This window comes from Nocardia puris (assembly GCF_003315035.1).
Classification (GTDB): Bacteria; Actinomycetota; Actinomycetes; order Mycobacteriales; family Mycobacteriaceae; genus Nocardia; species Nocardia puris.
This window is the reverse complement of record NZ_QNRE01000010.1, coordinates 137,945-161,626: the sequence shown is the minus strand read 5'-3', so window position 1 is coordinate 161,626 and position 23,682 is coordinate 137,945. Positions and strand designations below refer to the sequence as shown.

The 23,682-nt window shown below is 67.7% G+C and carries 19 protein-coding genes and 1 riboswitch; of the genes, 10 read left to right on the top strand and 9 right to left on the bottom strand.

Going from position 1 to position 23,682, the window contains the following annotated elements:
- Positions 1-269 precede the first annotated feature (269 nt).
- Both DFR74_RS23310 and DFR74_RS23305 read right to left on the bottom strand, forming a co-directional pair.
- Positions 270-1,055 (bottom strand): site-2 protease family protein, encoded by a 786-nt coding sequence (locus DFR74_RS23310; protein WP_067513096.1) that lies wholly within the window; start codon positions 1,053-1,055, stop codon positions 270-272.
- Positions 1,052-1,711, bottom strand: coding sequence for a hypothetical protein (locus DFR74_RS23305; protein WP_228789818.1), 660 nt, complete (start codon positions 1,709-1,711; stop codon positions 1,052-1,054). The genes DFR74_RS23310 and DFR74_RS23305 overlap by 4 nt, the downstream gene beginning before the upstream one ends.
- 273 nt (positions 1,712-1,984) lie before the next feature.
- Between DFR74_RS23305 and DFR74_RS23300 the strand changes: the two genes are divergently transcribed.
- The 5 genes from DFR74_RS23300 to DFR74_RS36175 all read left to right on the top strand — a co-directional run bounded on the left by DFR74_RS23300 (position 1,985) and on the right by DFR74_RS36175 (position 11,782).
- Positions 1,985-3,274 carry an adenylosuccinate synthase gene (locus DFR74_RS23300; protein WP_067513092.1) on the top strand — a complete coding sequence of 430 codons (1,290 nt, stop codon included), beginning with the start codon at positions 1,985-1,987 and terminating at the stop codon, positions 3,272-3,274.
- Positions 3,275-3,324: 50 nt separating this feature from the next.
- On the top strand, positions 3,325-5,922 hold the full coding sequence (locus DFR74_RS23295) for a helix-turn-helix transcriptional regulator (RefSeq protein ID WP_113975258.1): 2,598 nt from the start codon (positions 3,325-3,327) through the stop codon (positions 5,920-5,922).
- Between the two features lie 293 nt (positions 5,923-6,215).
- Positions 6,216-7,136: a hypothetical protein gene (locus DFR74_RS23290; protein ID WP_113975257.1), complete on the top strand. Its 921-nt coding sequence runs from the start codon at positions 6,216-6,218 to the stop codon at positions 7,134-7,136.
- Between the two features lie 1,204 nt (positions 7,137-8,340).
- Entirely contained in the window at positions 8,341-11,385 is a 3,045-nt protein-coding gene (locus DFR74_RS35510) for an NACHT domain-containing protein (protein WP_147265888.1), read from the top strand.
- A gap of 43 nt (positions 11,386-11,428) precedes the next feature.
- The gene (locus DFR74_RS36175; RefSeq protein ID WP_157115861.1) at positions 11,429-11,782 is read left to right on the top strand and encodes a hypothetical protein; all 354 of its coding nucleotides are present in this window, start codon (positions 11,429-11,431) and stop codon (positions 11,780-11,782) included.
- A 353-nt stretch (positions 11,783-12,135) separates the two neighbouring features.
- Here the strand turns inward: DFR74_RS36175 and DFR74_RS23275 are convergent, their stop codons facing one another.
- The 3 genes from DFR74_RS23275 to DFR74_RS23265 form a co-directional block, all read right to left on the bottom strand.
- Positions 12,136-12,954, bottom strand: a complete 819-nt coding sequence (locus DFR74_RS23275; protein WP_067511906.1) for an alpha/beta fold hydrolase — start codon at positions 12,952-12,954, stop codon at positions 12,136-12,138.
- Positions 12,955-13,227: 273 nt separating this feature from the next.
- The gene (locus tag DFR74_RS23270) at positions 13,228-13,785 is read right to left on the bottom strand and encodes a methylated-DNA--[protein]-cysteine S-methyltransferase (RefSeq protein WP_067511904.1); all 558 of its coding nucleotides are present in this window, start codon (positions 13,783-13,785) and stop codon (positions 13,228-13,230) included.
- Between the two features lie 79 nt (positions 13,786-13,864).
- On the bottom strand, positions 13,865-14,164 hold the full coding sequence (locus tag DFR74_RS23265; RefSeq protein ID WP_067511902.1) for a hypothetical protein: 300 nt from the start codon (positions 14,162-14,164) through the stop codon (positions 13,865-13,867).
- A gap of 62 nt (positions 14,165-14,226) precedes the next feature.
- Between DFR74_RS23265 and yczR the strand changes: the two genes are divergently transcribed.
- Complete coding sequence (gene yczR, locus DFR74_RS23260; protein ID WP_067511900.1) at positions 14,227-15,720, top strand: MocR-like transcription factor YczR; 1,494 nt, start codon at positions 14,227-14,229, stop codon at positions 15,718-15,720.
- Positions 15,721-15,866: 146 nt separating this feature from the next.
- On the opposite strand, the gene DFR74_RS23255 is transcribed toward yczR, so the two are convergent.
- Positions 15,867-16,967: a CaiB/BaiF CoA transferase family protein gene (locus tag DFR74_RS23255; protein WP_067511898.1), complete on the bottom strand. Its 1,101-nt coding sequence runs from the start codon at positions 16,965-16,967 to the stop codon at positions 15,867-15,869.
- 193 nt (positions 16,968-17,160) lie between these two features.
- Between DFR74_RS23255 and DFR74_RS23250 the strand changes: the two genes are divergently transcribed.
- Positions 17,161-17,643 (top strand): DUF456 domain-containing protein, encoded by a 483-nt coding sequence (locus DFR74_RS23250; protein WP_067511896.1) that lies wholly within the window; start codon positions 17,161-17,163, stop codon positions 17,641-17,643.
- 39 nt (positions 17,644-17,682) lie between these two features.
- Here the strand turns inward: DFR74_RS23250 and DFR74_RS23245 are convergent, their stop codons facing one another.
- The 3 genes from DFR74_RS23245 to DFR74_RS23235 all read right to left on the bottom strand — a co-directional run bounded on the left by DFR74_RS23245 (position 17,683) and on the right by DFR74_RS23235 (position 20,550).
- Positions 17,683-18,102, bottom strand: coding sequence for a hypothetical protein (locus DFR74_RS23245; protein WP_067511894.1), 420 nt, complete (start codon positions 18,100-18,102; stop codon positions 17,683-17,685).
- Positions 18,103-18,185: 83 nt separating this feature from the next.
- A complete protein-coding gene (locus DFR74_RS23240; protein ID WP_067511892.1) occupies positions 18,186-19,052 on the bottom strand; it encodes an amidohydrolase family protein in 867 nt (288 codons plus the stop codon).
- Between the two features lie 142 nt (positions 19,053-19,194).
- The gene (locus DFR74_RS23235) at positions 19,195-20,550 is read right to left on the bottom strand and encodes an FAD-dependent oxidoreductase (protein ID WP_232331847.1); all 1,356 of its coding nucleotides are present in this window, start codon (positions 20,548-20,550) and stop codon (positions 19,195-19,197) included.
- 295 nt (positions 20,551-20,845) lie between these two features.
- Here DFR74_RS23235 and DFR74_RS23230 point away from each other — a divergent pair, with 295 nt between their 5' ends.
- The 3 genes from DFR74_RS23230 (at position 20,846) to DFR74_RS23220 (ending at position 23,089) form a co-directional block, all read left to right on the top strand.
- Positions 20,846-21,295, top strand: a complete 450-nt coding sequence (locus tag DFR74_RS23230; RefSeq protein ID WP_067511890.1) for an Rv0361 family membrane protein — start codon at positions 20,846-20,848, stop codon at positions 21,293-21,295.
- 35 nt (positions 21,296-21,330) lie between these two features.
- Positions 21,331-21,446, top strand: a riboswitch (SAM riboswitch).
- A 15-nt stretch (positions 21,447-21,461) separates the two neighbouring features.
- Entirely contained in the window at positions 21,462-21,878 is a 417-nt protein-coding gene (locus DFR74_RS23225) for a rhodanese-like domain-containing protein (RefSeq protein WP_067511924.1), read from the top strand.
- A complete protein-coding gene (locus DFR74_RS23220; protein WP_067511922.1) occupies positions 21,875-23,089 on the top strand; it encodes an O-succinylhomoserine sulfhydrylase in 1,215 nt (404 codons plus the stop codon). Before DFR74_RS23225 ends, DFR74_RS23220 begins: the two co-directional genes overlap by 4 nt.
- Positions 23,090-23,682: the final 593 nt, after the last annotated feature.

Genomic DNA, 23,682 nt, shown 5'->3' with positions numbered 1-23,682 from the left:
GCACCTCTACTCGCTGAATCCGGCTCTGCCCGAACATTCCACGCCCCGCACACCCCACTGTTCGGGTAGTCCACTACTCACGACCCGCACGACCAGCGCCCCTACTGTCCTATCCAGACCGCGGTGATTCGAGGGGTGTCGCGGTCGACACACTTCGCGCGACGCTGCCGAAACACCCGTTCTCTGGATACGGTGGCCTTGCGGGTGGGCACGGCGGCTCGGCGGAGAAGGTCGCCCGGTTCACGCCGCGAGCCGGGCGACCGGGGGGATCACAGCCAGAACCGCACTTGACCGGCGCCGCGCGCGATCCACGACGACTCCACGCCGAACACCCCGCACACGGTGTAGATGAAATCGAAGAACGGCCCGTTGATCGCGGGTGTGAGGATCAGCGCGAAGAGCAGCAGCATGCCGAGCGGTTTGAGCTGGTCCAGCGACCGCCGCGTCCGGTAGCTGAGCGAGGGTTCGAGGATGCCGTAGCCGTCGAGTCCCGGGATCGGCAGCAGGTTCAGCACGGCCGCCGTCACTTGCAGGAAGGCGAGGAACGCCAGCCCGTACCAGAACGCCGCATGCGAGGTCTGGCTGCCGAAGATCTCCACGATCACCAGCAGCACCACCGCGAACGCCGCGTTGACGGCCGGGCCCGCGCCGCTGATGATCCGCTGCATCCGCGCGCTCACGCTGTGCGTGTGCACGTACACCGCACCGCCGGGCAGGCCGAAACCGCCGAGCGCGATGAACACCACCGGCAGCACGATCGACAGCAGCGGATGCGAGTACTTCAGTGGGTTGAGCGTGAGATACCCGCGCAACTCCACTTCGTGATCACCCGCCCGCCACGCCATATAAGCGTGCGCGAACTCGTGCAGGCAGAGCGTGACGATCCACCCCGCCACCACCATCACGAACACGCCGACCTTGGCTTCGGTCGAGCCGTAGTCCGAGAGCCACGCCAGCACACCGCCGCCGAGCGTCACGGCGAGGACGAGCAGGAACACCGGGCTGGGCCGCACGGCTCCCCGCCCCGAACGCCGTTGCGGCAGGGAGTAATTCATCGCACCAGGAGCCAGGGTTCGTGATGCCGGTAGAACGTGGAGCGCGGCACGGGCCGTTCGGTCGTGATGCCGTCGCGGGTCACCACCGCGCCCACGGTGCCGAGTTGCGCGGCGCGCCCCTCGACCCAACGCCGTTTGCGCATACCCTTTTCCACGGTCGCCCGCACGCCGGGCATGTGCAGCGTCGGCGAAACGTGCATCGCCGTGACCTTTCCGGTGAACAGCAGCGTATCGTCCACGTACGCTTCACCTTCCAGCTTCGCACCTTCCACGCCGTTGAGGGTGGCGCGGCCGATGAGCACCTTGCCGGTGTCGTCCCGGATCAGCGGCGTTTCGCGCGCTTTGCCCTCGATCGCCCGTTTGGCGGCGGCGTTCCCCGTGCCGGTCTCGTACGCGCGGGAACCATAGGTCTTGTCGACGGGCACGTACCCGATCTCCACGTGCAGTCGTTCGGTGCGCATCAAATGGGTGAGGACAGCGGCCAATCCGGCGTCCTCGCCCAGCACGATCAGGCGGGGCAGGCTGTCGGCGGCCAGCACCGGGAGGAGTTCATCGATGACGGCCGGGTCGGGGAGGGCCGCCGTCTGAGTGGTCGGCAGCGCGGCGAGGGCGATCGGGACGGGGGCGCCGTCGCAGCGGACAACGTGGGTACTCAAACTGCCGTACACCCTCCTCGAATCCCGCCGACAACTCGCCCGTCGACATCCTTCGCTCGCCGGACGGACTCGCTGCCCCGGGACCGCCCGGAGCCACCATAGTCGCGATCATCCGGTCCCGCCCGGCCCGAGTCGCTACTGTGACCCGGCGGCGGTGCCTGGTCGCCGAGGTGGCCAGGGGCATTCGGTAAGCTGTGCTTCCGGCCACCGCCTCAGTACGGCAGGTAGCTGCAACACAGGTGTGTTGCGCGTCGAACCGTAGGAGACACCACGATGCCGGCAATCGTCCTCATCGGCGCCCAGTGGGGCGACGAGGGTAAGGGCAAAGCTACCGATTTGCTCGGTGGCCGACTGCAATGGGTCGTCCGGTACCAGGGCGGCAATAATGCCGGTCACACCGTGGTACTGCCCAACGGTGACAAGTTCGCGCTGCACCTGATCCCGTCCGGCATCCTCACTCCCGGCGTGCGCAACGTCATCGGCAACGGCGTGGTGGTCGATCCCGGCGTGCTGCTCGACGAGCTCGCGGGCCTGGAGGAGCGCGACGTCGACACCAGCGGCCTGCTGCTCTCCGCCGACGCGCACCTGATCATGCCGTACCACGTGGCCATCGATAAGGTCACCGAACGCTTCCTCGGCAACAAGAAGATCGGCACCACCGGCCGCGGCATCGGCCCCTGCTACCAGGACAAGGTCGCCCGCGTCGGCGTGCGCGTGGCCGATGTGCTGGACGAGAAGATCCTCACCCAGAAGGTCGAGGCCGCGCTCGAGTTCAAGAACCAGGTGCTGGTCAAGATCTACAACCGCCGCGCGCTGGACGCGCAGCAGGTGGTGGACGAGGTGCTGGCGCAGGCGGAGAGCTTCAAACACCGCATCGCCGACACCCGCCTGCAGCTCAACGAGGCCCTCGAGCGCGGCGAGACCGTGCTGCTGGAGGGTTCGCAGGGCACGCTGCTCGACGTCGACCACGGCACCTACCCGTACGTGACCTCGTCCAACCCGACTTCGGGCGGCGCGGCCGTCGGCTCGGGCATCGGGCCGAACAAGATCAACACGGTGCTCGGCATCCTCAAGTGCTACACCACCCGCGTCGGTTCGGGCCCGTTCCCGACCGAACTGTTCGACCAGTGGGGCGAATTCCTGGCCAAGCAGGGCGGCGAGGTGGGCGTCACCACCGGTCGCGCCCGCCGCTGCGGCTGGTTCGACGCCGTGATCGCCCGCTACGCCACCCGTGTGAACGGCATCACCGACTACTTCCTCACCAAGCTGGACGTGCTCTCGGGCCTGGAGCGGGTGCCGCTGTGCGTCGCCTACGAGATCGACGGCGAGCGCGTGGAGCAGATGCCGACCACGCAGACCGAGTTCCACCACGCCAAGCCCGTGTACGAGGAGATGCCGGGCTGGTGGGAGGACATTTCCGCCGCGCGCACCTTCGAGGAGCTGCCCGCCAACGCGCAGGCCTACGTGCTGCGGCTCGAGGAGCTGTCGGGCGCGCGGATCTCCTGCATCGGCGTGGGTCCCGGCCGCGATCAGACGATCGTGCGCCACGACGTGCTGGGCTGAGCCACCGGCGGTTTCACCCGTGGTGAACCGCGAAGATCTACAGTTGACGCATGGCTCGGAACTGGCCGATGATCGAGCGGGAGAGCGAGTTCGAGACGATTCGCTCCGCGCTGACCGGCCCGGCGTATGTCGGCGCGATCCTGACCGGTGACGCGGGGGTGGGCAAGACCACCCTGGCCAGGCAGGCCACGGCCGCCGTCGGCGGCAGCGTGCGCTGGGTCGCGGGCACCGAATCGGCGCGCAGCATCCCGTTGGGCGTGTTCGCGCACATGGTCGGCGTGTACACCGCGCACGACCCGGTCGCGTACATGGCGGCGGCGCGGGAAGCCCTGCTCGCCGAGGGCCACACCATCATCGGCGTCGACGACGCGCACCTGCTGGACCAGCTCTCGGCAACGCTGTTGCTGCAGTTGGCGATCGACAAGGCGGCCCACATCGTCGCGACCGTGCGCAGCGGCGTGCCGGTGCCCGACGCGGTGACCTCGCTGTGGAAGGACGGGCATCTGCTGCGCGTCGACCTGCGGCCGTTCACCCAGCCGCAGAGCGTGCGGCTGGTGGAATCGATGCTGGGCGGGCAGCTGGAGGGGTTCACCGCCAACCTGATGTGGGAGTCCTCCGGCGGAAACGCCTTGTTCCTGCGGCATCTCGTGGAGGGTGCGCTGGAGGCGGGCACGCTGCGGCAGGTCAACGGCGTGTGGCAGTTGCGCGGGCGCGCCGCGGTCACCTCGGAACTGGCCGCGCTGCTGGAGGATCGGGTGGAGCAGCTGCCCGAACCGGTGCTGCGCGTGCTGGAACTGCTCACCTTCTGCGAGCCGATCGACCTCGACGTGCTCACCGAACTCGCCGGCGACGACGCGGTGGAGGCGGCCGAGACGCGCGGCGTGATCCGCGTGGTGGAGAACTCCCACCAGCTGATCGTGCGCTACAACCATCCGCTCTTCGGCGAGGTCATCCGCCGCCGATTGGGAATCGCCTCGGCGCGGCGACTACGTGGGCGGCTGTACTCCTCGCTCAAGGAGCGCCCGGTGAACTCGGCCGCCGATCGCATCCGATTGGCCGAATTGGCTTTGGACAGTGACAAATCCGCCGATCTCGAACTGTTCGAGGCGGCGGCCGCCGATGCGATCGGACTGGCGAATCTGCCGCTCGGCGAGCGGTTCGCGCGGGCGGCGGTGGAACGGCGCGGCGGTGTGGAATCGGCGGATCTGCTGGCGCGGGCGCTGCTGTGGCAGGGGCACCGCATCGAGGCCGAACGCACCTTGGCCAGTTTCGATCCCGACCAGCTCAACGAAGTCCAGCTGGCCCGCTGGGGCAGCACCCGCGTGTCGAATCTGTTGTGGGCCATGGGCGATGCCGATCGCGCCGACGACGTGCTCGCGCAGGTGCGCGCCCGGGTGCGGCACCCGAAGATCGTCGCCACGCTGGCCGGGCTCTCCTCGGCGTGCGCGGTGAACGAGAACCGCCTCGACGACGCGTTCACCGAGGCGGATTCGGTGATGACCATGCCCGACGCGCCGCCGTGGGCGGTGTGGTGGGCGGCGTTCGGCGGCGGACTCGCGTTGGCGCTCATGGGCAAAGGGGAGGCGGCCCGCAAATACACCGCGCGCGGGCACGAGGTGGAGACCGAGATCGACGGGCTCAACCGGTTCATGTCCACCCACGCCGAAGTGCTGGCGCTCACCTTCACCGGCGAGCTCGAAGCGGCGAGGCGTTGCGCCACTTCGTATTTCGGATACTCGGCGCCGGGACAGTATCTGGCGTGGGGGATGTCGAAGATCCTGCAGGGCACCGTCGACGTGGCGCAGGGGCGCTTCCTCGACGGCATCGAGAACCTCGAACAGGCGCTGGCCGCGCTCACCACCGAGGGCGCGGCGGCCTGGCTGTTCCCCGCGAGAGTGCGCCTGGCCGAAGCGTATTCGGCGCTGGGGCGCGGCAGCGACGCCACCGAGTCCATCGCGGAGGCGGTGCGCCGGGGCGGGCGGCACAGCGCCGTCTACGAACCGCAATTGCAGATCGCGAAGGCGTGCGCGGCGGCCGCCGAGGGCAGCGTCACCCCGGCCGTGAAACTGGCGCTGGGGGCGGCCGACGCCGCGGCCCGCTCCCATCAGCACGCCATCGAGGCGATGGCGCTGCACGCGGCCGCCCGCTTCGGTGACCATTCGGTGGCGGGCCGGCTCGCCGATCTCGCCGCGCGCATCGACGGACAGCTGGTGCAGGCGCAGGCCAAACACGCGGTGGCTCTCGCCGCGCACGACGGGCCCGGATTGGACGCCGCCGCAGCGGAATTCGAAGCCATCGGCGCGCAGCTCTCCGCCGCCGACGCCGCCGCCCAGGCCGCCTCGGCGCACGAGCGGGCGGGCGACCGCCGCCGCGTCCTCGAATCCGCCGCCAACGCCAACCGCCTCGCCGCGGCCTGCGGCGGCGCGGCCACCCCGGCGCTGCGCCAGACCGCCCAACCCCTCCCGCTCACCGCCCGCGAACGCGAGATCGCGAACCTGGTCGCGGCGGGGTTGTCCAACCGCCAGATCGCCGACCGCCTCACCGTATCGGTGCGCACCGTCGAGGGGCATCTGTACCGCGCGTGCACGAAGATGGATGTGACGGATCGCGAGTCCCTCGCCGCGTTGATCCGTGGGGAGTCGCGGTGAGTTGGGGGCCGTTGCGCCGGTTGGGGATGGGTGTGGAGTGATCCGGGCCGGAGGTTCCGCGGTTCGGTTCCGCAATGCGGTGATAGTCACTTTTCAGCAAATGATCTTGATGTGCGGATGATTGTTCCGAGCGGCCGGAATGTGCCGGAATCGGGTCGAATCGGGCGGCCCTGGGGATAACCGGCGACTTGACAGCATCTGATCGATGACGGCTATCGTGCCTGCGCACGGCACGCGGGGACGTGGCGTGCTCGAACCGAAGTGAGGGTGTTGTGGCGCGGCGTAATCGAGATATGAACGGCCGGCGCGGTGTGCGGCCGATGGTGGGGGCGCTGCCGCTGGCGATCGCCGTGGCGTGCGCGGGCACCGCACTCGCCGATCCGGCGCCGGTGCAGCCCGGCGTCACCACGCCGAGCGCGCCCGCGCCCGCTCCCACACCGGAGCAGCCGGGCGTCGCGGCACCGAACCAGGACAACCTGACCGGCCCCGGCCCCTCGGACGACGCGCCGGTCCAGCACCTGCGCCCGCAGCAGCGCCCGGCTCCTTCGCCGAGCGCCCCGCCCCCGCCGCCCATCGCGGTGGAGGACCTGCACCTGCCGGAGCCGGTCGAGCCCGTCGCCCCGATCGCCCCGCCGCCGCGCACCCTGCGCGTCGGCGAGTTCAGCACCCCCGTCCCGGACGAGGTGCCCGACGACCTCCTCGGCGGTGTGAACGGCACCGCCGCCGACGTGGAGGCGTTCATCGCCACCCAGGGCCGCTCCGTCGGCATCAACCCCAGCCGCTCCGACAAGATCGCCGCCGCCACCGCCGCGGGCGCGGTCGGCGGGGCCTTGGCGGGCGCGGCCATCGCCGGCGTCCCGGCCGCCGTCGTCGGCGGCGTCGCGGGCGGCGCCCTCGGCGCGGGTGTCGGCGCCGGCATCGGCGTGATCGTCGGCGCGGGCGCCACCGCCGCCGGCGCGGCCGCCATCGCGGGCGTGGTCGCCGCCGCCACCGGCCCCGCCGCCGTCGCCACCCTGCCCACCGTCCTCGCCGGCGCGGTACCCGTCATCGCCGGTGCCGGCGCGGCCACCGCCGGAGCGGGCGCCCTCATCGGCCTCGGCGTCGGCGCCGCGGCGGGCGCCGCCGCCCTCGGCATCCCCGCCGCCGTCGCGGGCGGGGTGGTCGGCGGCATCCTCGGCGGGACTGCCGGCGCCAGCTACGGCGCGACGATCTGAGCCGGCGCTCGCCGCCAACCCTCCTACTCCCACGGCCCGGGAACTCGTGGAGGCTCGCGCCCCCGGCGCTTCCACAGCACCCGCAGATTGTCGCCACGCAGGTCGGGCTTCTTCGGCGGGCGCGGTGAACGAGGACCGCCTCGACGATGCGATCACCGAGGCGGATTCGGTGATGACCATGCCCGGCGCGCAGCGGTGTCCTTGACGCTCGCGGCCTCCCTGCCGCTGGCCCAAGCAGCGTGTTCCAGGGGCGCCGGCGGCTCGAGCTACCGTGCGGATTCGAAGTAGCACCCGCACGTCCGGGCGGAGAGCATCACACACGGCCTCCAGGCTGCCGTCGTGGCGGGCGACGGCGCCGGTCGCCGAGGTAGCAGGTTGCTCTAGGACGTGCACCGGTTCCTGTGCGGATGACCTCCCCGGCGAATACGCCAGCGGCGTGCAGAGTGGCCGGCGGTGCGCGTGGTATCGAGGCGGCCATCTGGCCGGCGGTCTTATCGTAAACACTCTCCGGCACAGCACCTTCCGCGCTGAACTGCCTCGGGCACGCAAATGCGCGCCCCTCACTCCGCCGCGTCCATCCGCACTTCTGGCCGGGGCGGAGTGAGGGCGAGGCCATGGGTCCCAGGGTGCCGGGCTAGTTGTGGTACTGCCTCACCCGCGCGCCCAGCACCCCAACGCGAAGAACCGGCACCTCGCCGCGCACGGCATCCCCGCATCCTCGCCTTCGACCTGGGGGAGGACCTGCTCGCTCAGCCCGTCTTCATCGTCGCGGGCGGCGAGGCTGTTCGCTCTGGCACTCGACCGAACTTTCGCGCCCGCGCCCTCGGCCCGAAGAAGCTCGTGGTGGTCGAAGGAGGCGCCTACGTGGACTTCTACGACGTCCCCAAGTACGTCGACCAGGCTGTCACCGATGCCGCCCTCCCTTCCGCGAGGACCTCGCCACGCAGGTCTGAGATAGGTGGGTATTTGTTTCAGAAGTTTCGGAATCGATGACTGCAAAACGATGATTTCGCATTATATGGTTCGACCACGTTTGCTTGTTTAGTGGGGAACAGTCTGTCCTGGGAAGTCGCGTACGTCTGATGCATCTGAGGTCGGCGTAAGCGACAACAGTGACACATGCGCAAGGGGGCGGTGCTAGCCTTCTACTCACAGATTTCGCGGCGAGTGAATCGCAAGCCGCACAACAGTGTAGAGGTTCGCTATGACCAGCTCTGCTTTAGCCGCATTTCGTGGAATTGAAGCAGCATATGCGAGAACTTCGGCAGACAGGCCGCTGAGCGTGCATGAGAGCTTCTCAGCCCTGGACTTTCAGGTGAGGTTCTTGGCGCTGATTGCAGTATCATCTCTTCATTCGCTAGGTTTGCCAACGGTGAGCATCGGAAGGTCTCCCGGATTGGGCGAATGGGTCTCGTTGCTCAGGAATCTTCGCCGAAGTTTTGAGCAGGCGCCATCTGGAACGCTGGGATCCGACTTGAACTCAGTGTTGGATCGGGTTCTGTCCCGCTACGATCTGGGAATTCCTGATGCGCCTCCGATGATTCGCTCGACAAAGAACCTTCGCGATCACGTCAGTCATGGTGGCGCTATCCCTGATGGACTTTCTGAAATTGTCGAGGAGCTGGTTCGTGCCATTTCCGACGAAGTCGCACTACTTCTTTCCGAGGCTGAGGTCAACCTCGTGGAGGTCGATGAAAGCCGGCTTCTTCGCCCAACCTTGGCCTGGCCGGGTGTGAGCGTGTCGCTATGGCCGTTCATCTTCGCGCGTTCCGCCGATGTATGGTGTGTATACTCCAATTTTCACGGCGGGCAGCCAGTATTCTTGGAGTTTGGAACGCACGATTACAGGCGAGTCGTCGTCGATGAAGGTCTAGTTGATCTACTGCGGCAGCGGCTGGTCAGCAAGCGGGTGCCCGACTCTGTGCTGGAGGTATTCCGCGCGGACGTCGAGAGCGATCTCAGCGCCTTCTCTGATGTCGCGTACCTCGCTCCACAGTACTTCGAGCACGATCATGGCTTCGGGTACGAGTGGGGAAAATCCGTAAGCGAAGGCGTGCAGGCGCGTAGAGACTACTTTCGTCTGGGTCCGGACGGGCCCCAGTGGCAGAGTGAGCAAGGATGGGTCCCGTATCGAGAGTACCTGAGGCAACTGGCCAATTGGCCTATCATTGCCAGTCGACTCCGCTACAAGCTCGACGATATCGAGCGCCAATTCGCGGAAGAAGAAGTAAAGCATCTGGGTTGGAAATCTGACGTTAAGGCTCACCGTGAAGCACATGTGATGGTGACCGAATATGGCGGCGGTAATCCTGCCAAGCAGATGTTCTCACAGTTGATCGACGGTGTCGACGAAGATCTAGGGGTCGAGAAGGGGCAGACGCAGGTCGTCTTCATAAACGGTGAGGCCGGCATAGGTAAGACGCGGGCGATGGTGAAAGCTGCCAGGAATCGGGCATACGAAGTGGAGAATGGGACGGGAAAGAACGGTGGCGATTCCCCACTGTTTCTCTATGTCCGGTCCACCGGTCGGGTGCTCGACAACTTGGATGCGGCCGTCAACGACGCAGTTGCATTGACTCAAAACTTGACTGACGAGCGAGTCAAGGCGTTGTGTAGAAATGGTCTGATTGCGCTACTCATCGACGGATTCGACGAGCTACTCGGCGGAGCTGCCTATAGTGATGCACTCGATTCATTGCAGGGCTGGCTCGACGCCCTCGGCGGCCGGGGTGTATTGGTGGTTTCAGCGCGCTCGTCATTCTATGTGAATCAGTATCGTTCAAGTGTGCAGCGTGCGACCAAGACGGGTAACGCCGCTGTGCGTCACAGAATAGCCGAAGTGCAACGTTGGTCATCCGATGAGGTCCTTTCCTTCTTGAAGGACTATGGTCTTTCGGCCGATCTATTCCTGAGGCTCTCCGGGCGAGATCGCTTGTTACTGGGACTCCTGTTCTTTGCCCGGGCGTTCGCGGAGATGTGTCTCTCTGGCGACTATGAAACCTCAAGTCAGGAACTGTCTTTTACCGAGCAACTTCTAAATTACTATATAGTTCGGGAAGAGAGAAAGCTGGCGTACTCGGAGGAGAGCGGTACCGGACTACTGAATAGAAAAGAACTCAAACGCACATTCGAATATGTCGCGGAAATTATGGTCGACAGCCGCGAGCGAGAAGTAGACTCAGGCGACCTCGAGCTAGCGGCTGCTATGGCATTGGGTTTGTCTGATGTAGATGAGTTGGATGAGCGTACCGGGCTTCGAGAACGTCTGCAAGTTCTCTGCGGATTGACTTCGGAATCGGGTACGCGCGGTCCGACGCGGTTCAGGTTTCAGCATGAAGTTTTTTTCGACAACTTCCTCGCCGGCATGGCGTCGAACCACCTCAGTGAAGGTCAACTCGGGTCGTTCCACAGGCTGATGGCTCGAACGGAGTGGCGATCTGCGACGGTTAGCAGTGTAGTTGCTTCCTCGGACCTTTCGGCCATTGTAGGTGCGCTGAATAAGTTTCAAGCAACAGATCGGCGTCACGGTGTTGTTCATGACGCGGTCGCGGCTACGAATCTTGGCGCCATGTGGTCTGCTTTTATAGCGGCTGCAGGCTATATGCCGGGCGCGCAAATTGTAGGTGCTGCCTTTGTGGATCCGCTCGATCTCAGCAGGGTCAATGTGGAAAATGTCAGCTTAGTTGATTGCCGGATAGATTCTCTGGTATTGCCCACCGGTTCCGGTTGGCGCCTCGAACTCGTGGAAACTAAGGTCAAGAAGATGACTGTGCCGTCCTCGAATGCGGATCTAAAGGGGCTCACCGGTGTGCATCACAAAGATCTTGTCGAACTCATGTTCCGGAATGGGGAATACAATTACCGGCGTCCAGAAATCTTGAGGGCGCTGCGGTCCAGTGGCGCCGAAGTGGTGGATGCAGGCGAACAGGCAGTGGCCGAGATACCGGTTAGGTTGGAGGCCACACGTCACTATCTGAAGAATTTGGAATACGCCCACACGACCTTGATTCTCAAAGACAGTTATCAGCCGGAGGACCACCGTCTGAGCTGGGCTCATGAATATTCGAACGAGTGGAAGCCGTTCATTGACAACCTGCAGAATGCTGATCTTGCTCGTGTGGAAACTCTTGCCGCTAGAGGCGCGCGAAAGGTTCGTCTCAGGCTTAAATCTGGGCCTACGAATATCCTCGATGAAGACTCTGAGGATCCTCGGATCAAGAAGTTCTGGGCGTTGGTGAAGACGAAATAGCACGCGTGGCGGTGTTGATTCCTCCTCGTTCGCATGCAGGTTGATGGATCTCGACGCCGTGCGAGCTTCCTCTCGCGAATGGGATTACGCTGGCGAAATCGGAGGTGTTCTCGGAGGTTCGATGATGGTGCGTGGTGTGGTGATGGGCGCGGCGGTGGTCGTGCTGGCGCTGGCCGCGTGCTCGGAGCCGGGGACGGCGGTGCCGGTGAGCGAGACGCTGACGTCGGTGCCGGGGGCGCCGGCGCCGAATCCGGAGCAGCAGCGGAACCTCGATCTGGTGGAGCGGCTGCGGGAGCTCGGGTGCACCACCAACAGTTGTATTCAGACGTACTTCGCGTGCATGGATGGGTTGCTCACCGGTGAGGTGTGTGAGTTCTATCGGCAGCACCCTCCGTGAGCCGGTTGGGCGATGGGCACCCGCCTCGGGTGAATGTGGTTGTCGGATCGTGTGATTCGTGTGGAGCGTGGCGGAAGTCCGAGTCCCGCAAGACCGCTGGGTCAGCGACCCGGGCGCGAGCATCGGACCGGTCCGCGCGGCATGCGTGGCGCGCCGAACGCGGTACTTCGACGACGCGTCGATGCTGTTCAACGGGCCGGTCCGGCAGTGTCAGCGCTGGGCGTGAGTGACGCGGGTGCCTATCGAGCAGCGAATCGGCCGATCCGAACAGGTCCGGCCCGAGCAGCCCGAGTACCTCGCCGTTGCCGTCCATGAACGCGTCGTCCATCTGGGCCAAGTGGCGTCGAAGTTGCCTAACGCGTGAGGAATTCGCCCGCCGGTGCGGCGATCAGGTCGACGTTCGGGTCGTGGCCCAGCTTGTCGAGTTCGCGATGTTCGGCGTCCGGAAGCACCGCGGCGATCGCTTTCGCCGCGGTCTTCAGGGTGGCCGCGCTCTGTGCACCGGAGAGCACGAGGACCGGCACGTCGGCGTGCGCCCACTCGACGCCGCGCAGCTTCTCCCCCCGCGCGAACGGGCTGAGCACCGTCCAATCGTGAGGCGTTGAATCCGCCAGGCCCTTCAGGGTTTTCCAGTACGGGGTGATCCGCATGGCCGACACCATCGTCCACGGCACGCCCATGATCTTGCGCAGGTAGTAGCTCACCGCCTTGCCGCGCTTACCCGCGGCGACCAGCGCGCGCAGCTTCGCGTCGGCGTCCTTCGGCGGCACGTGCCCGGACTTGTCCACCACGAACGGCGGCTCGAACGCCACCACCTTCGTCACGCCGGGTGCCCGCTCCGATCCGGCGGCTTGCAGCGCGAGCACCGCGCCCGATGACCACCCGAGCAGCGCCGCCGAACCGCCCGCCGCCTCGATCAGCGCGCCGATGTCGTCGATCTCGCTCCGCACGTCGTACACGCCGGGGGTGTCGCCGCTGTCGCCGCGCCCGCGCCGGTCGTAGTTGAGCACGGTGAGCCCGTGGTCGGCGGCCAGTCGCTCGGCCAGCCGCACCATCTTCGGGAACTTCCGGAAGCTGAGCGCGCCGCCGACCACGATGACCGTCCCCGCCGAACCCTCCCCGATCCGGTCGTAGGCGATGACGGTCCCGTCCGCCGATGTGACGGTCTCCATGCTTGCTCCTCCACCTCTGGCTCGACTCCTGGAAACGGTACCGACCGGTGTTCGCGCACCGCCCGCCGCACCTGGGCACGCCACGCGTGTCGGCTGAGCGCGAAGGTCGAGACCCCGTGCGCCCCGACGAACGTGTGCCGGGTTCCATCTCGGCGTGACCCAGCACCGTGCGGTACAGCGGACCCTGATTCCAGCCGGTGCCGTGCGGGAGTTCGGCAGTCCGCACACGGGGCGGCGAACCGCGAACGCGCATACCTGCGTGCACCCACACCCTCAGAACAGCGTCGGCTCCCCGAACCCCGGCGTCCGCTCGATCTCGAGCAGCCGCGCCTTCGTATCGATCTCGCCCGGCGCGGAGAACCCGTGCAGCGCGTGGTCGGCGGCGAGCACGCGGTGGCACGGGATGATGAGTGGAATCGGGTTGCGCCCCAACGCTTGTCCCACGGCCTGCGCCGCGCCGGGCAACCCGAGGCGATCGGCGACCTGGCCGTAGCTGAGGGTGTGGCCCGGGTCGATGGCCCGGGTGATATCGTAGACCGAGCGGTGGAATTCGGGGACGCCGCCGAGGTCGACGGGAATCCAGCGCAGGTCGTCGAGTTCTCCGGCGAGGTGAGCGCGCACACCGGCCACGGCCTCGGCGATCGCGCCGCCCGGCTCCTCCTCGCGCACCTCGGCGCCGGCGCGGGAGCGCGTGATGCGGGTGCGTGTGGCGTCGGGATCGGCCTCGGGGAGCTGGAAGCGGATCACGCCCGCGTCACTCCACGCGATCGCGCACACGCCGACGGCGGTGTCGAACAGCGCGGCGGAGAACGGACGGACGGGCGCACTCATGTCCCCAGTGTGCACCCGGCCCCCGACAGGTTCGCGACCAGCAGGCCAGTTTTCTGAAACTGGCCTGCTGGTGGCTTCGTTACGAGATGGGCGTGGGCGACGGGGTGGCCTCCGGCTGGAGCGCCGTGCGCATGGTGAGCGATTCGAGGGTGCCCTCGGCTGCGGCCGACGGCAGCCCCTGCGCGTCCGAGTGCGCCCGAACGGCGGCGATGTCAGCGTATTGCCGCAGTTCATCGTAGTGATTCACACCACCCTCGCGGATCGACGCCCACGGGTGGAGCTGGTCGTCGAGCAGCGCGGCTACGGCGTCGCGACGCAGGAGCAGATAGGCGGCGCCGCCCGCGGCGGCGAAGATGAGGACGGTGAGCAAGGCGGTCATGACACCAGAATCGGGCCAACTGGCCTTGCGCCTAAATAGCCACTACCGGAATACTGGACCTTATGGCGACACGAGTGATCGGCGCGGCCGGCCTGGCGCGTGACCTGGGTAACTGGCGCGACATAGGCGCGGACGAGGCGGCGCGCCGGGCCCGCCCGGCCTACCTGGCCCTGGCCGAGGGCATCCGGCTGCTGATCCACGACGGTCGCGCCCCGCTCGGCGTCGCGCTGCCCAGTGAGCGGGATCTCGCGGCCACGCTCGGTGTCAGCCGCACCACCATCACCTCCACCTACGCGCTGCTGCGCGAGCACGGCTACCTGATCAGCCGCCAGGGGTCACGCAGCACGGTGGCGCTGCCGCCCGCCGTGCCGCACGACGGGGAGCGTCCCGCGCGCAGCATCCTGGCGACGATGTCGCAGCCGGAACTGGCCACCGTGGACCTCACGTATGCCGCGATGGCCGCCCCCGCCGAAATGCAGGAGTCGTATGCGGCTGCGCTGCAAGGACTTCCGACCTATCTCGGCACGCACGGCATGGACCCCGTCGGTGTGCTCGCGCTGCGCGAGGCGGTCGCCCGCCGCTACACCGCGCGCGGGCTGCCCACCGAACCCGGGCAGATCCTCATCACGCTCGGCGCCCAGCACGGTCTGCGCCTGCTGCTCAACGTGCTCACCGCGCCCGCGGCCCGCGTGCTGATCGAGCACCCCACCTACCCGAACGCCATCGAGGCGATCCGCGACGTCGGCGCCCGCCCGGTGCCGGTGCCGCTGCTGCCGGAGAACCCCTCGGCCGGGTGGGATCTAGACGGAATCCGCAGCGCCGCAAGGCAAACCGCCGCCACGCTGGCCTACCTGGTGCCCGATTTCAACAACCCCACCGGCATGTTGCTCGACGAGGCGGGCCGCGCCGAACTGGCCGCCATCGCCCGCGACACCCGCATGACGATCGTGGTGGACGAGTCGATGGCCGACCTCGGGCTGGACGTCGACACCATGCCCCCGCCGGTTGCCGCGTTCGGCAAGGGCGCCGAGATCGTGACCATCGGGTCGGCGTCGAAATCGTTCTGGGGTGGTCTGCGCGTCGGCTGGATTCGCACCCACCAGTCGCTCATCACCAAACTGCTGGGCATCCGGTCCACCGTCGACCTCGGCACGCCCGTGGTGGACCAGCTCGCCACCGTGCACCTCATCGAAAACGCCGACGCCATCCTGGAATTGCGCCGCGACCAGTTGCGCGCCCAGCGTTCGGCGCTGCTCACCGCGCTCGCCGAGGAACTGCCCGAGTGGAAGGTGAGCCCCGGCGCGGGCGGCATGTCGGTGTGGGCGCAACTGCCCGCGCCGGTGTCGACCGCTCTGGCCGCCACCGCGCCCAACCACGGCGTATTACTCGCCGCCGGACCGCGATTCGGCGTACAGGGGGCGTTCGAACGCTTCCTCCGCCTGCCCTACACCCACAGTGAGGGCGACTTGCGGATCGCGGTGAAGGGCATCGCCGCGGCCTACGACGCGCTGACCCCGCGGGCCGCCGACCCGTTGAACCCGCTCACGCTGTACTGACGAACTCCTCGCTGCCGCAGCATGTTTCGGCGGCGCGAATACGGGACATCGACGTGCGGGTCCGACCCGGCGGTCGATGACCGCGATCGCGACGGCCGCACCCCCGCGTGAACGCCCAGCGGGAAACCGGGCGTCCACGCGAATGGTCAATCCGCCCAGACGGATTCGATCGGCGTCGCCTCGTCCGGCGGCGGCGTCGGAATTCCGGCCGGTGTCCGGGAGAAGCGCGGCGCCGGGGCGTGCTGGACGACGCCGTCGATCTCCACCAGCCCGTTGCGCGCCACGATGTGCGCGTTCTCGGTGGCCTCGGTGAGGGTCAGGACCGGCGTGACGCAGGCGTCGGTGCCGTCGAACACGGCGGTCCACTCGTCGCGGGTCTTGGTCTTGAACTTCTCGGTGAACAGCTTGCGCAGCTGGTCCTGACCGTTCGGGTCGATCTGGGCGGGCAGGCCCTCGGGGTCGATCTCGAGGCCCTTCAGCAGCAGTTCGTAGAACTGCGGTTCGATCGCGCCGACGGCCATGTACCTGCCGTCGGAGGTCTCGTAGGTGTCGTAGAACGCCATACCGGTGTCGAGCAGGTTGGTGCCGCGCTCGTCGGACCACAGGCCCACGCCGCGCATGCCCCAGATCATGTGCGAGAGCGCCAGCGCGCCGTCGATCATGGCCGAGTCGATCACCTGGCCCTTGCCGGAGCTCTGCCGCTCCACCAGCGCGGCGAGGATGCCGAACACCAGGAACATCGAGCCGCCGCCGAAGTCGCCGACCATGTTCAGCGGCGGCACCGGGCGCTCACCCTTGCGGCCGATGGCGTTGAGCACGCCGGTGAGCGAGATGTAGTTGATGTCGTGGCCCGCGCGCTCGGCCAGCGGCCCGTCCTGGCCCCAGCCGGTCATCCGGCCGTAGACCAGGCGCGGGTTGCGGGCCAGCGCCTCCTCGGGGCCCAGGCCCAGGCGCTCGGTGACGCCGGGGCGGAAGCCCTCGATGAGCACGTCCGCCTTCTCGACGAGCCCGAGCACCTTCTCGATATCGGCGGGGTCCTTGAGGTTGGCCTCCACGATGGTGCGGCCGCGCCACTGCGGGCGCTCCATGAAGCCGGGCAGCAGATTGCGCCGCTGCACCCGCACCACGTCGGCCCCGAGGTCCGCGAGCAGCAGCGCCGCGTGCGGACCGGGGCCGATACCGGCCAGTTCGACAACTCGGATGCCCGCGAGCGGGCCCTGCTTGGTGGCGGTGGATGGTGTGCTCACGCCCTACCTCGGTTCGTCGTTGATCCTTGTGCACCGGCGGACGGTGCCGCGTCGCGGGCGCGTGCCCGCCGATGTTGACATTACGACAATAACGGCGCGCGGTTCCAGGGGAACTTCCGTCGTGCGCGCGGGCGCCCGGTGGGCGAGAATCCCTGCGGCGTGCCTGTGCGCGGAAACGGGAGGAATACCGGCGGTGAGTGTGTGGGGCGAGATTCTCGTCGCGGTGGCGATCTTCGTCGGGATACTCGGCATCATCGTGCCGATCCTGCCGGGGGTGATCCTGATCTTCGGCGCGATCCTGGTGTGGGCGATCGTCACGGGCGGCACCACGGCGTGGGTGGTGTTCGCGGTGAGCACGGTGTTCCTGGTGATCTCCGGCGTCATCAAATACACGTGGCCCGGCCGGAAGATGAAGGACGCGGGCGTGTCGAACCGCGCGATCTTCCTCGGCTTCGTCCTCGGAATCATCGGCTTCTTCGTGATCCCGGTGGTCGGGTTGTTCGTGGGTTTCGTACTCGGCGTCTATCTTTCGGAACTGCATCGGTTGCGCGAGAACCGGCAGGCCTGGGTGGCGACGAAACACGCGCTCAAAGGTGTGGGCTTGTCGATCCTCATCGAACTCTTCGGCGCGCTGCTGGCGACCGGCGTGTGGATCGTGGGGGCGTTCATCGCCTGACCGTGGTGAGCCCACTCCCGCGGGCTCACCACCGGGCACTCAGCGACGCTGAAGCGTGACCCCGGCCAGCGGATACGGAATGCTCGCCGGGGTGTCGGCGATGTTCACCGTCCCGATCCAGTGCCCCTGCCGCGGGTCGATATCGCGCAGGTCGAACCCGAGCGGGAACGCGAACGTCACGTACGTCTGGTCCGGGCCGATGGGCCGCTGCCTACCGGGGTGGACGCCGCCGAAGCAGGCCAGATCGGTGTTCACGCCGTTCGGGTGGACGCGCAGTTCGCAGTTCTCCAGTGGCGAACCCACGACATTGGAGGGGTGCCGGACGATGTGGTAGTTCCCGGGCGGAATGACGCCGTTGCGCGGGAATTCGGGGTCGTCGGCGGTGGCGACGGCCGGGGCGACGGAGAGGGCCGCGGCGGCCAGGGCGATGCCCAGTCCCGCGATGGAGCCGAACTTCATTGTGGGGCCTCCGGATCGAATCGTTCAGGGCGGTTCGTTCGATCCCCACCGTATACCGCACGTCGGACGATCCGGCCGCGCGCCTATTCGACCGTCGGGAACGGAATCGTGTCCGTCTGGGTGTTTTTCGGCGGTGCCTCGCGGCGCAACGGCGTCGTGGGCTCGATCGGATGCAGCGGCAGTGTCGGGGCCGGATCCTCCACGTTCCGTTCCACCGGCGGCAGCCGGTAGAAAGCGCGCGCGTTGTCCTCCAGCACCGCGTACATGTCCACGCCCACCACATCGCAGATCAGATCCACGTCGGTGTCTTCGAACGGGCGCCCGGCCCTGGTGCCGGGCAGATCGGTGCCGAACATCAGCGCCTGCGGATTCACCGCGTGGATGCGGCGCAGCGTGTCGGCGACCTGCATCTCCACCCGGCCGAACCCCGTCGCCTTCACCCGCGCCCCGCGGTCCACCAGGTCCAGCAGGTAGGGCAGGCCGTCGGCCGACATGCCGAGGTGGTCGATCGACAGCGCGGGCAGTTTGGTGATCACCGGTTGCAGCGAGGCCAGCATCTGGCCGTCGATATACAGCTCGACGTGCCAGCCCACCAGTTCGTGCGCGCGCAGCGCCAGCACGGTCATCTGGGTGATGTCGGTGGCGGCGCGCTTGAGGTTGAACCGCATCGCCCGCACGCCGGCGCGGTCGAGGTCGGCGATCTCGTCGTCGGTGGCGTCCAGGTGCAGGTTGGTGACGCCCACCCAGCCCTCGCCGAGTTCGGCCAGCGCGGCCTTCAGATACGTCTGGTCGGTCCCCTGGAACGACCCGCTCACCACGGCGCCACCGCCGATATCGAAGCGCGACATCCGTTTTCGATAGTCGGCGATGGTGTAGGGGTCGGGCAGGTAGCCCTCGTTCTCGATCAGCGGAAACCGCGGATCGATGATGTGGACATGGGCATCGAACACGGGTACAGAATGCCTCGAGTAGGGGTTCGCGGCGCGTCGGCCGGGAACGGTTTGCCGGTCGGGCCGCCCCGACGGGCGCGGACGGCGGTGCGGTGGCCGAAAGCAAAGGGTCGCGGCGGGTGCACCCGCCGCGACCGTGCGCTCACACCTTGTGCGGTTCGCTGGCGCGGAGCATGTCCTCGCGCTCCACGACCTTCACCCGCTCGCGGCCCTCGGGCTCGCCCAGCGAGCGCTCGTGCGCGTCCAGTCGGTACCAGCCGGCCCACGTGGTGAACGGGATGCCCTTGCCCTCGAGGAAGTCCACCACGGCCTGCGGATCGGGCTCCGGCGCCGGGGTGAAGTTCGCGGCGTCGTCGAGCAGGCAGGCGATGGTCTCGTTGGCGTCGCCCTTGGTGTGGCCGATCAGGCCCACCGGGCCGCGCTTGATCCAGCCGGTCACGTAGGTGGCGGGCAGGTAGCGGGCGGCGCCGTCGGCGTTCTCGTCGGCGATGACGCGGCCTGCCTCGTTCGGCACGGTGCCCGCCTGGTCGTCGAACGGCAGGCTGCTGATGTTCTGCGACAGGTAGCCGACCGCGCGGTAGACGGCCTGCACGTCCCAGTCCCGGTAGGTGCCGGTGCCCTTGACGTTGCCGGTGCCGTCGAGCTGGGTGCGCTCGGTGCGCAGGCCGATCACCTTGCCGTTCTCGTCGCCCAGCACCTCGGCGGGCGATTCGAAGAAGTGCAGGAACAGCTTGTGCGGGCGGTCGCCCTGGTCGCGGATGGCCCACTGCTCGAGGGTGTTGGCCACCATGTCGACCTGCTTGGAGTGCCTGCGCGCGGCCTCGGAGCCCTCGTCGTAGTCGATGTCCTCGGGATCGACGATGACCTCGATGGTGGGCGAGTGGTCCAGCTCGCGCAGCTCCAGCGGGGTGAACTTGGCCTGCGCCGGGCCGCGGCGGCCGAACACGTGCACCTCGACGGCCTTGTTCTGCTTGAGGCCCTCGTAGACGTTCGGCGGGATCTCGGTCGGCAGCAGTTCGTCACCGGTCTTGGCCAGCACGCGGGCGATGTCGAGGGCGACGTTGCCGACGCCCAGCACCGCGACCTTCTCGGCGTCCAGCGGCCAGGTGCGCGGCACGTCGGGGTGCCCGTCGTACCAGGAGACGAAGTCGGCGGCGCCGTAGGAGCCGTCCAGGTCGATGCCGGGGATCGGCAGCGCGCGGTCGGCGTTGGCGCCGGTGGAGAAGATCACCGCGTCGTAGAAGCGGCGCAGGTCGTCGAGGGTGATGTCGGTGCCGTAGTCGATATTGCCGAGCAGGCGCACCTGCTCCTTGTCGAGCACCTTGTGCAGGGCGGTGATGATGCCCTTGATGCGCGGGTGGTCGGGGGCGACGCCGTAGCGGATCAGCCCGAACGGCGCGGGCATGCGCTCGTACAGGTCGATCGACACGTCGGCGTCGGACTTCATCAACGCGTCGGCGGCGTAGATACCGGCCGGGCCCGCACCCACGATCGCGATGCGGAGCGGTCGGGGCCCCGCGGTGGGCGCGTCAGACCCGGAGGCGGCAGCCTGCGTCACCACGGAGGGTTCGCGAACACCGCCATTGGACACTGCACTCTGTTCGGTCATCTCTTACGCGCACCCTTATGGTCGAAACGTCAACGTCGGCGGTCTTAGCTTAGGCTAAGTTCATCGAGCGCCGTGGGTACGCCCCCCAACGCCCACCGCGACGGCTGTGGTTGTGGCGATTCTATCCGTGCCACTGTGCACTACCCGCGCCGGTGCGTCGAACACGGTCGGGGATCATCGATCCATGACCGAGCAGCAGCCGCCCGACGAAGGTGAATCAATTCCGATCGACCAGACCGATCGGCGCTCGTTGGCGCCGTTCGTGGCCGCCGCCGTGGTGGCGGGAATCGTCCTGGTGGCGATCGTGCTCGGCGGCGTGCTCGCGCCCGCTGAGAAAAATGTCACAGAGGCCGACCGGGTCTCCGCGGCCGTGCGCAACTTCGTCGAGGGGACCAACAGCAGCGACCTGGTGCCGCCGCCCGGCACCGGCTGCGCCGACTTCGACCCCGAACGGTCCCCGCTGGCCGGACAAGAGGGTTCGGGCAAGACGATTCAGGTGAAGAACATCGCCGCGCCCGCCATCGACGGCGAGAAGGCGACCGTGTCCGTCACCACCGACGTCGAGGGCGCCGAGCGCACCGCCACCTGGAACCTGATCCGCGCCGACGGTAAATGGCTGGTCTGCACTGTTTGACAGGGTGCGGGCCCGCGGTGCAATCTCGTCGCTGAGGTCATGAGAACCAGCGTCAAGCCCCGGCTGGCTGGTCGGCAACCCTCCTCCGCGGTGGGGTGCTCCGGGTGACGACCTGGCCGCGCGCCGAACCCGGGCGCGGCAAGTGCGGATTCCACAGGAGGTCCACATGAGTTATGCCGGTGACATCACCCCGCGGCAGGCGTGGGAAGTGTTGCGCGACAACCCCGCCGCCGTCCTGGTCGACGTGCGTACCGACGCCGAATGGCGTTTCGTCGGCGTGCCCGACGTCAGTTCGCTCGACCGCCGCACGGTCCTGATCGAGTGGGTCGACAGCACGGGCGCCCGCAACCCGCGCTTCGCCGACCAGCTGAAGCAGGAACTGGCCGACCGGGCCGAGGACGCACCCGTGCTGTTCATCTGTCGCTCCGGCCAGCGTTCCGCGCACGCGGCGCGCGTGGCCACCGAACTCGGCATCGGGCCTTCTTACAACGTGTCCGAGGGTTTCGAGGGCGGTCTGGACGCGTCCGGGCACCGCGGTTCGACCGGGTGGCGCGCCGAGGGCCTCCCGTGGAGCCAGTCGTGATCACCGGTGGCGCCTTCGACAAACCGCTGCCCGAGGGCGTCGGTCCCGCCACGCTCGGCGTGCGCGGCGGCCTGCGCCGCTCCGGTTTCGAGGAGACCGCCGAGGCGCTGTATCTGACCTCCGGATTCGTCTACGAGAGCGCCGAGGCCGCCGAGGCCGCGTTCACCGGCGAGGTGGAGCACTTCGTCTACTCCCGCTACGGCAACCCGACGGTCGCCATGTTCGAGGAGCGCATCCGCCTGATCGACGGGGCCGAGGCCGCGTTCGCCACGGCCAGCGGCATGTCGGCGGTGTTCACCGCGCTCGGCGCGCTGCTCGGCGCCGGCGACCGGCTGGTGGCGGCGCGCAGCCTGTTCGGTTCGTGCTTCGTGGTGTGCAACGAGATCCTGCCGCGCTGGGGGGTGGAGACCGTCTTCGTCGACGGTGAGGATCTGGACCAGTGGGAGGCGGCGCTGTCGAAGCCCACCGCCGCGGTGTTCTTCGAGACGCCGGCCAACCCGATGCAGACCCTGGTCGACGTGCGCAAGGTGACCGAGCTCGCGCACGCGGCGGGCGCGAAGGTGGTGCTGGACAACGTCTTCGCGACCCCGCTGCTGCAAAAGGGCTTCGAGCTCGGCGCCGACGTGGTGGTCTACTCGGGCACCAAGCACATCGACGGGCAGGGCCGCGTGCTGGGCGGCGCCATCCTCGGCACGCAGGACTACATCGACGGACCCGTGAAAACCCTGATGCGCCATACGGGTCCGGCGCTGAGCCCTTTCAACGCCTGGACCCTGCTCAAGGGGCTCGAGACCATGCCGCTGCGGGTGCGCTACTCCACCGAGTCCGCGCTGCGCGTCGCGCGCTTCCTCGAGGAGAACAAGGGCGTGCGCTGGGTGAAATACCCCTTCCTGGAATCACATCCGCAGTACGATCTGGCCCGCGGCCAGATGTCGGGCGGTGGCACCGTGGTCACCTTCGAACTCGACGCCCCCGAGGGCGAAGGGAAGAAGCGCGCCTTCGAGGTGCTCAACCGTTTGCGCATCATCGACATCTCCAACAACCTCGGCGACGCGAAATCCCTCATCACCCACCCCGCCACCACCACCCACCGCGCCATGGGTCCGGAGGGTCGCGCCACCATCGGATTGACCGATGGTGTGGTGCGGATTTCGGTGGGGTTGGAGGATACCGAGGACCTGCTCGCGGATCTGGAACAGGCGCTGGGGTAGGAACGATTCCCGCGCGGCTCGCTGGTCTCGCGGGCCGCGCGTGATTCGTTCGAGCGCGGAAACCGGCTTCGAGGTCACGGGTTACCGTGAATTGTCACGTCTTCCCACAGTGCGAACTCGGCCTCCTGGGATGGCGTCCCATCCCAGGGGTTGGTCTGGAAGTTGCCGTCCCGGACCTCTCGGACCCAGGACCCGGGAAGATCTTGGCGGAAGTTGGCGACCAAGAGAACGACGGTGCGCTGCCCGTGCATGCGGATATCGCGTTCGCGGTTCGAGGTTGCTCTGCTGTCAACAGCAATATGCGGATGCGATCGGCTTCGCACCTGGCCGGGGCTCGTCGGGCTACTGATCACGGAGCGTACCCGTGATCAGTAGCAGGGTTCCTCTTCGCTGGCCATCCTGGTCGCGGAGCGAAAGGCGGTGCGGCCGCGGGTTGTAAGTGCGCCCGCACCGCCTTTCACGGTCGACCGTGTCGTTGGCGGTGACTGCCGACAGTCGGAACGGTTGATTCGCCCGTGGAAGTATCGGATCGCCATCACTTACGGTGCCGCGCCCATGCGGTGCGCGCGATTTCGCTTCCGGTGCGCTCGAAT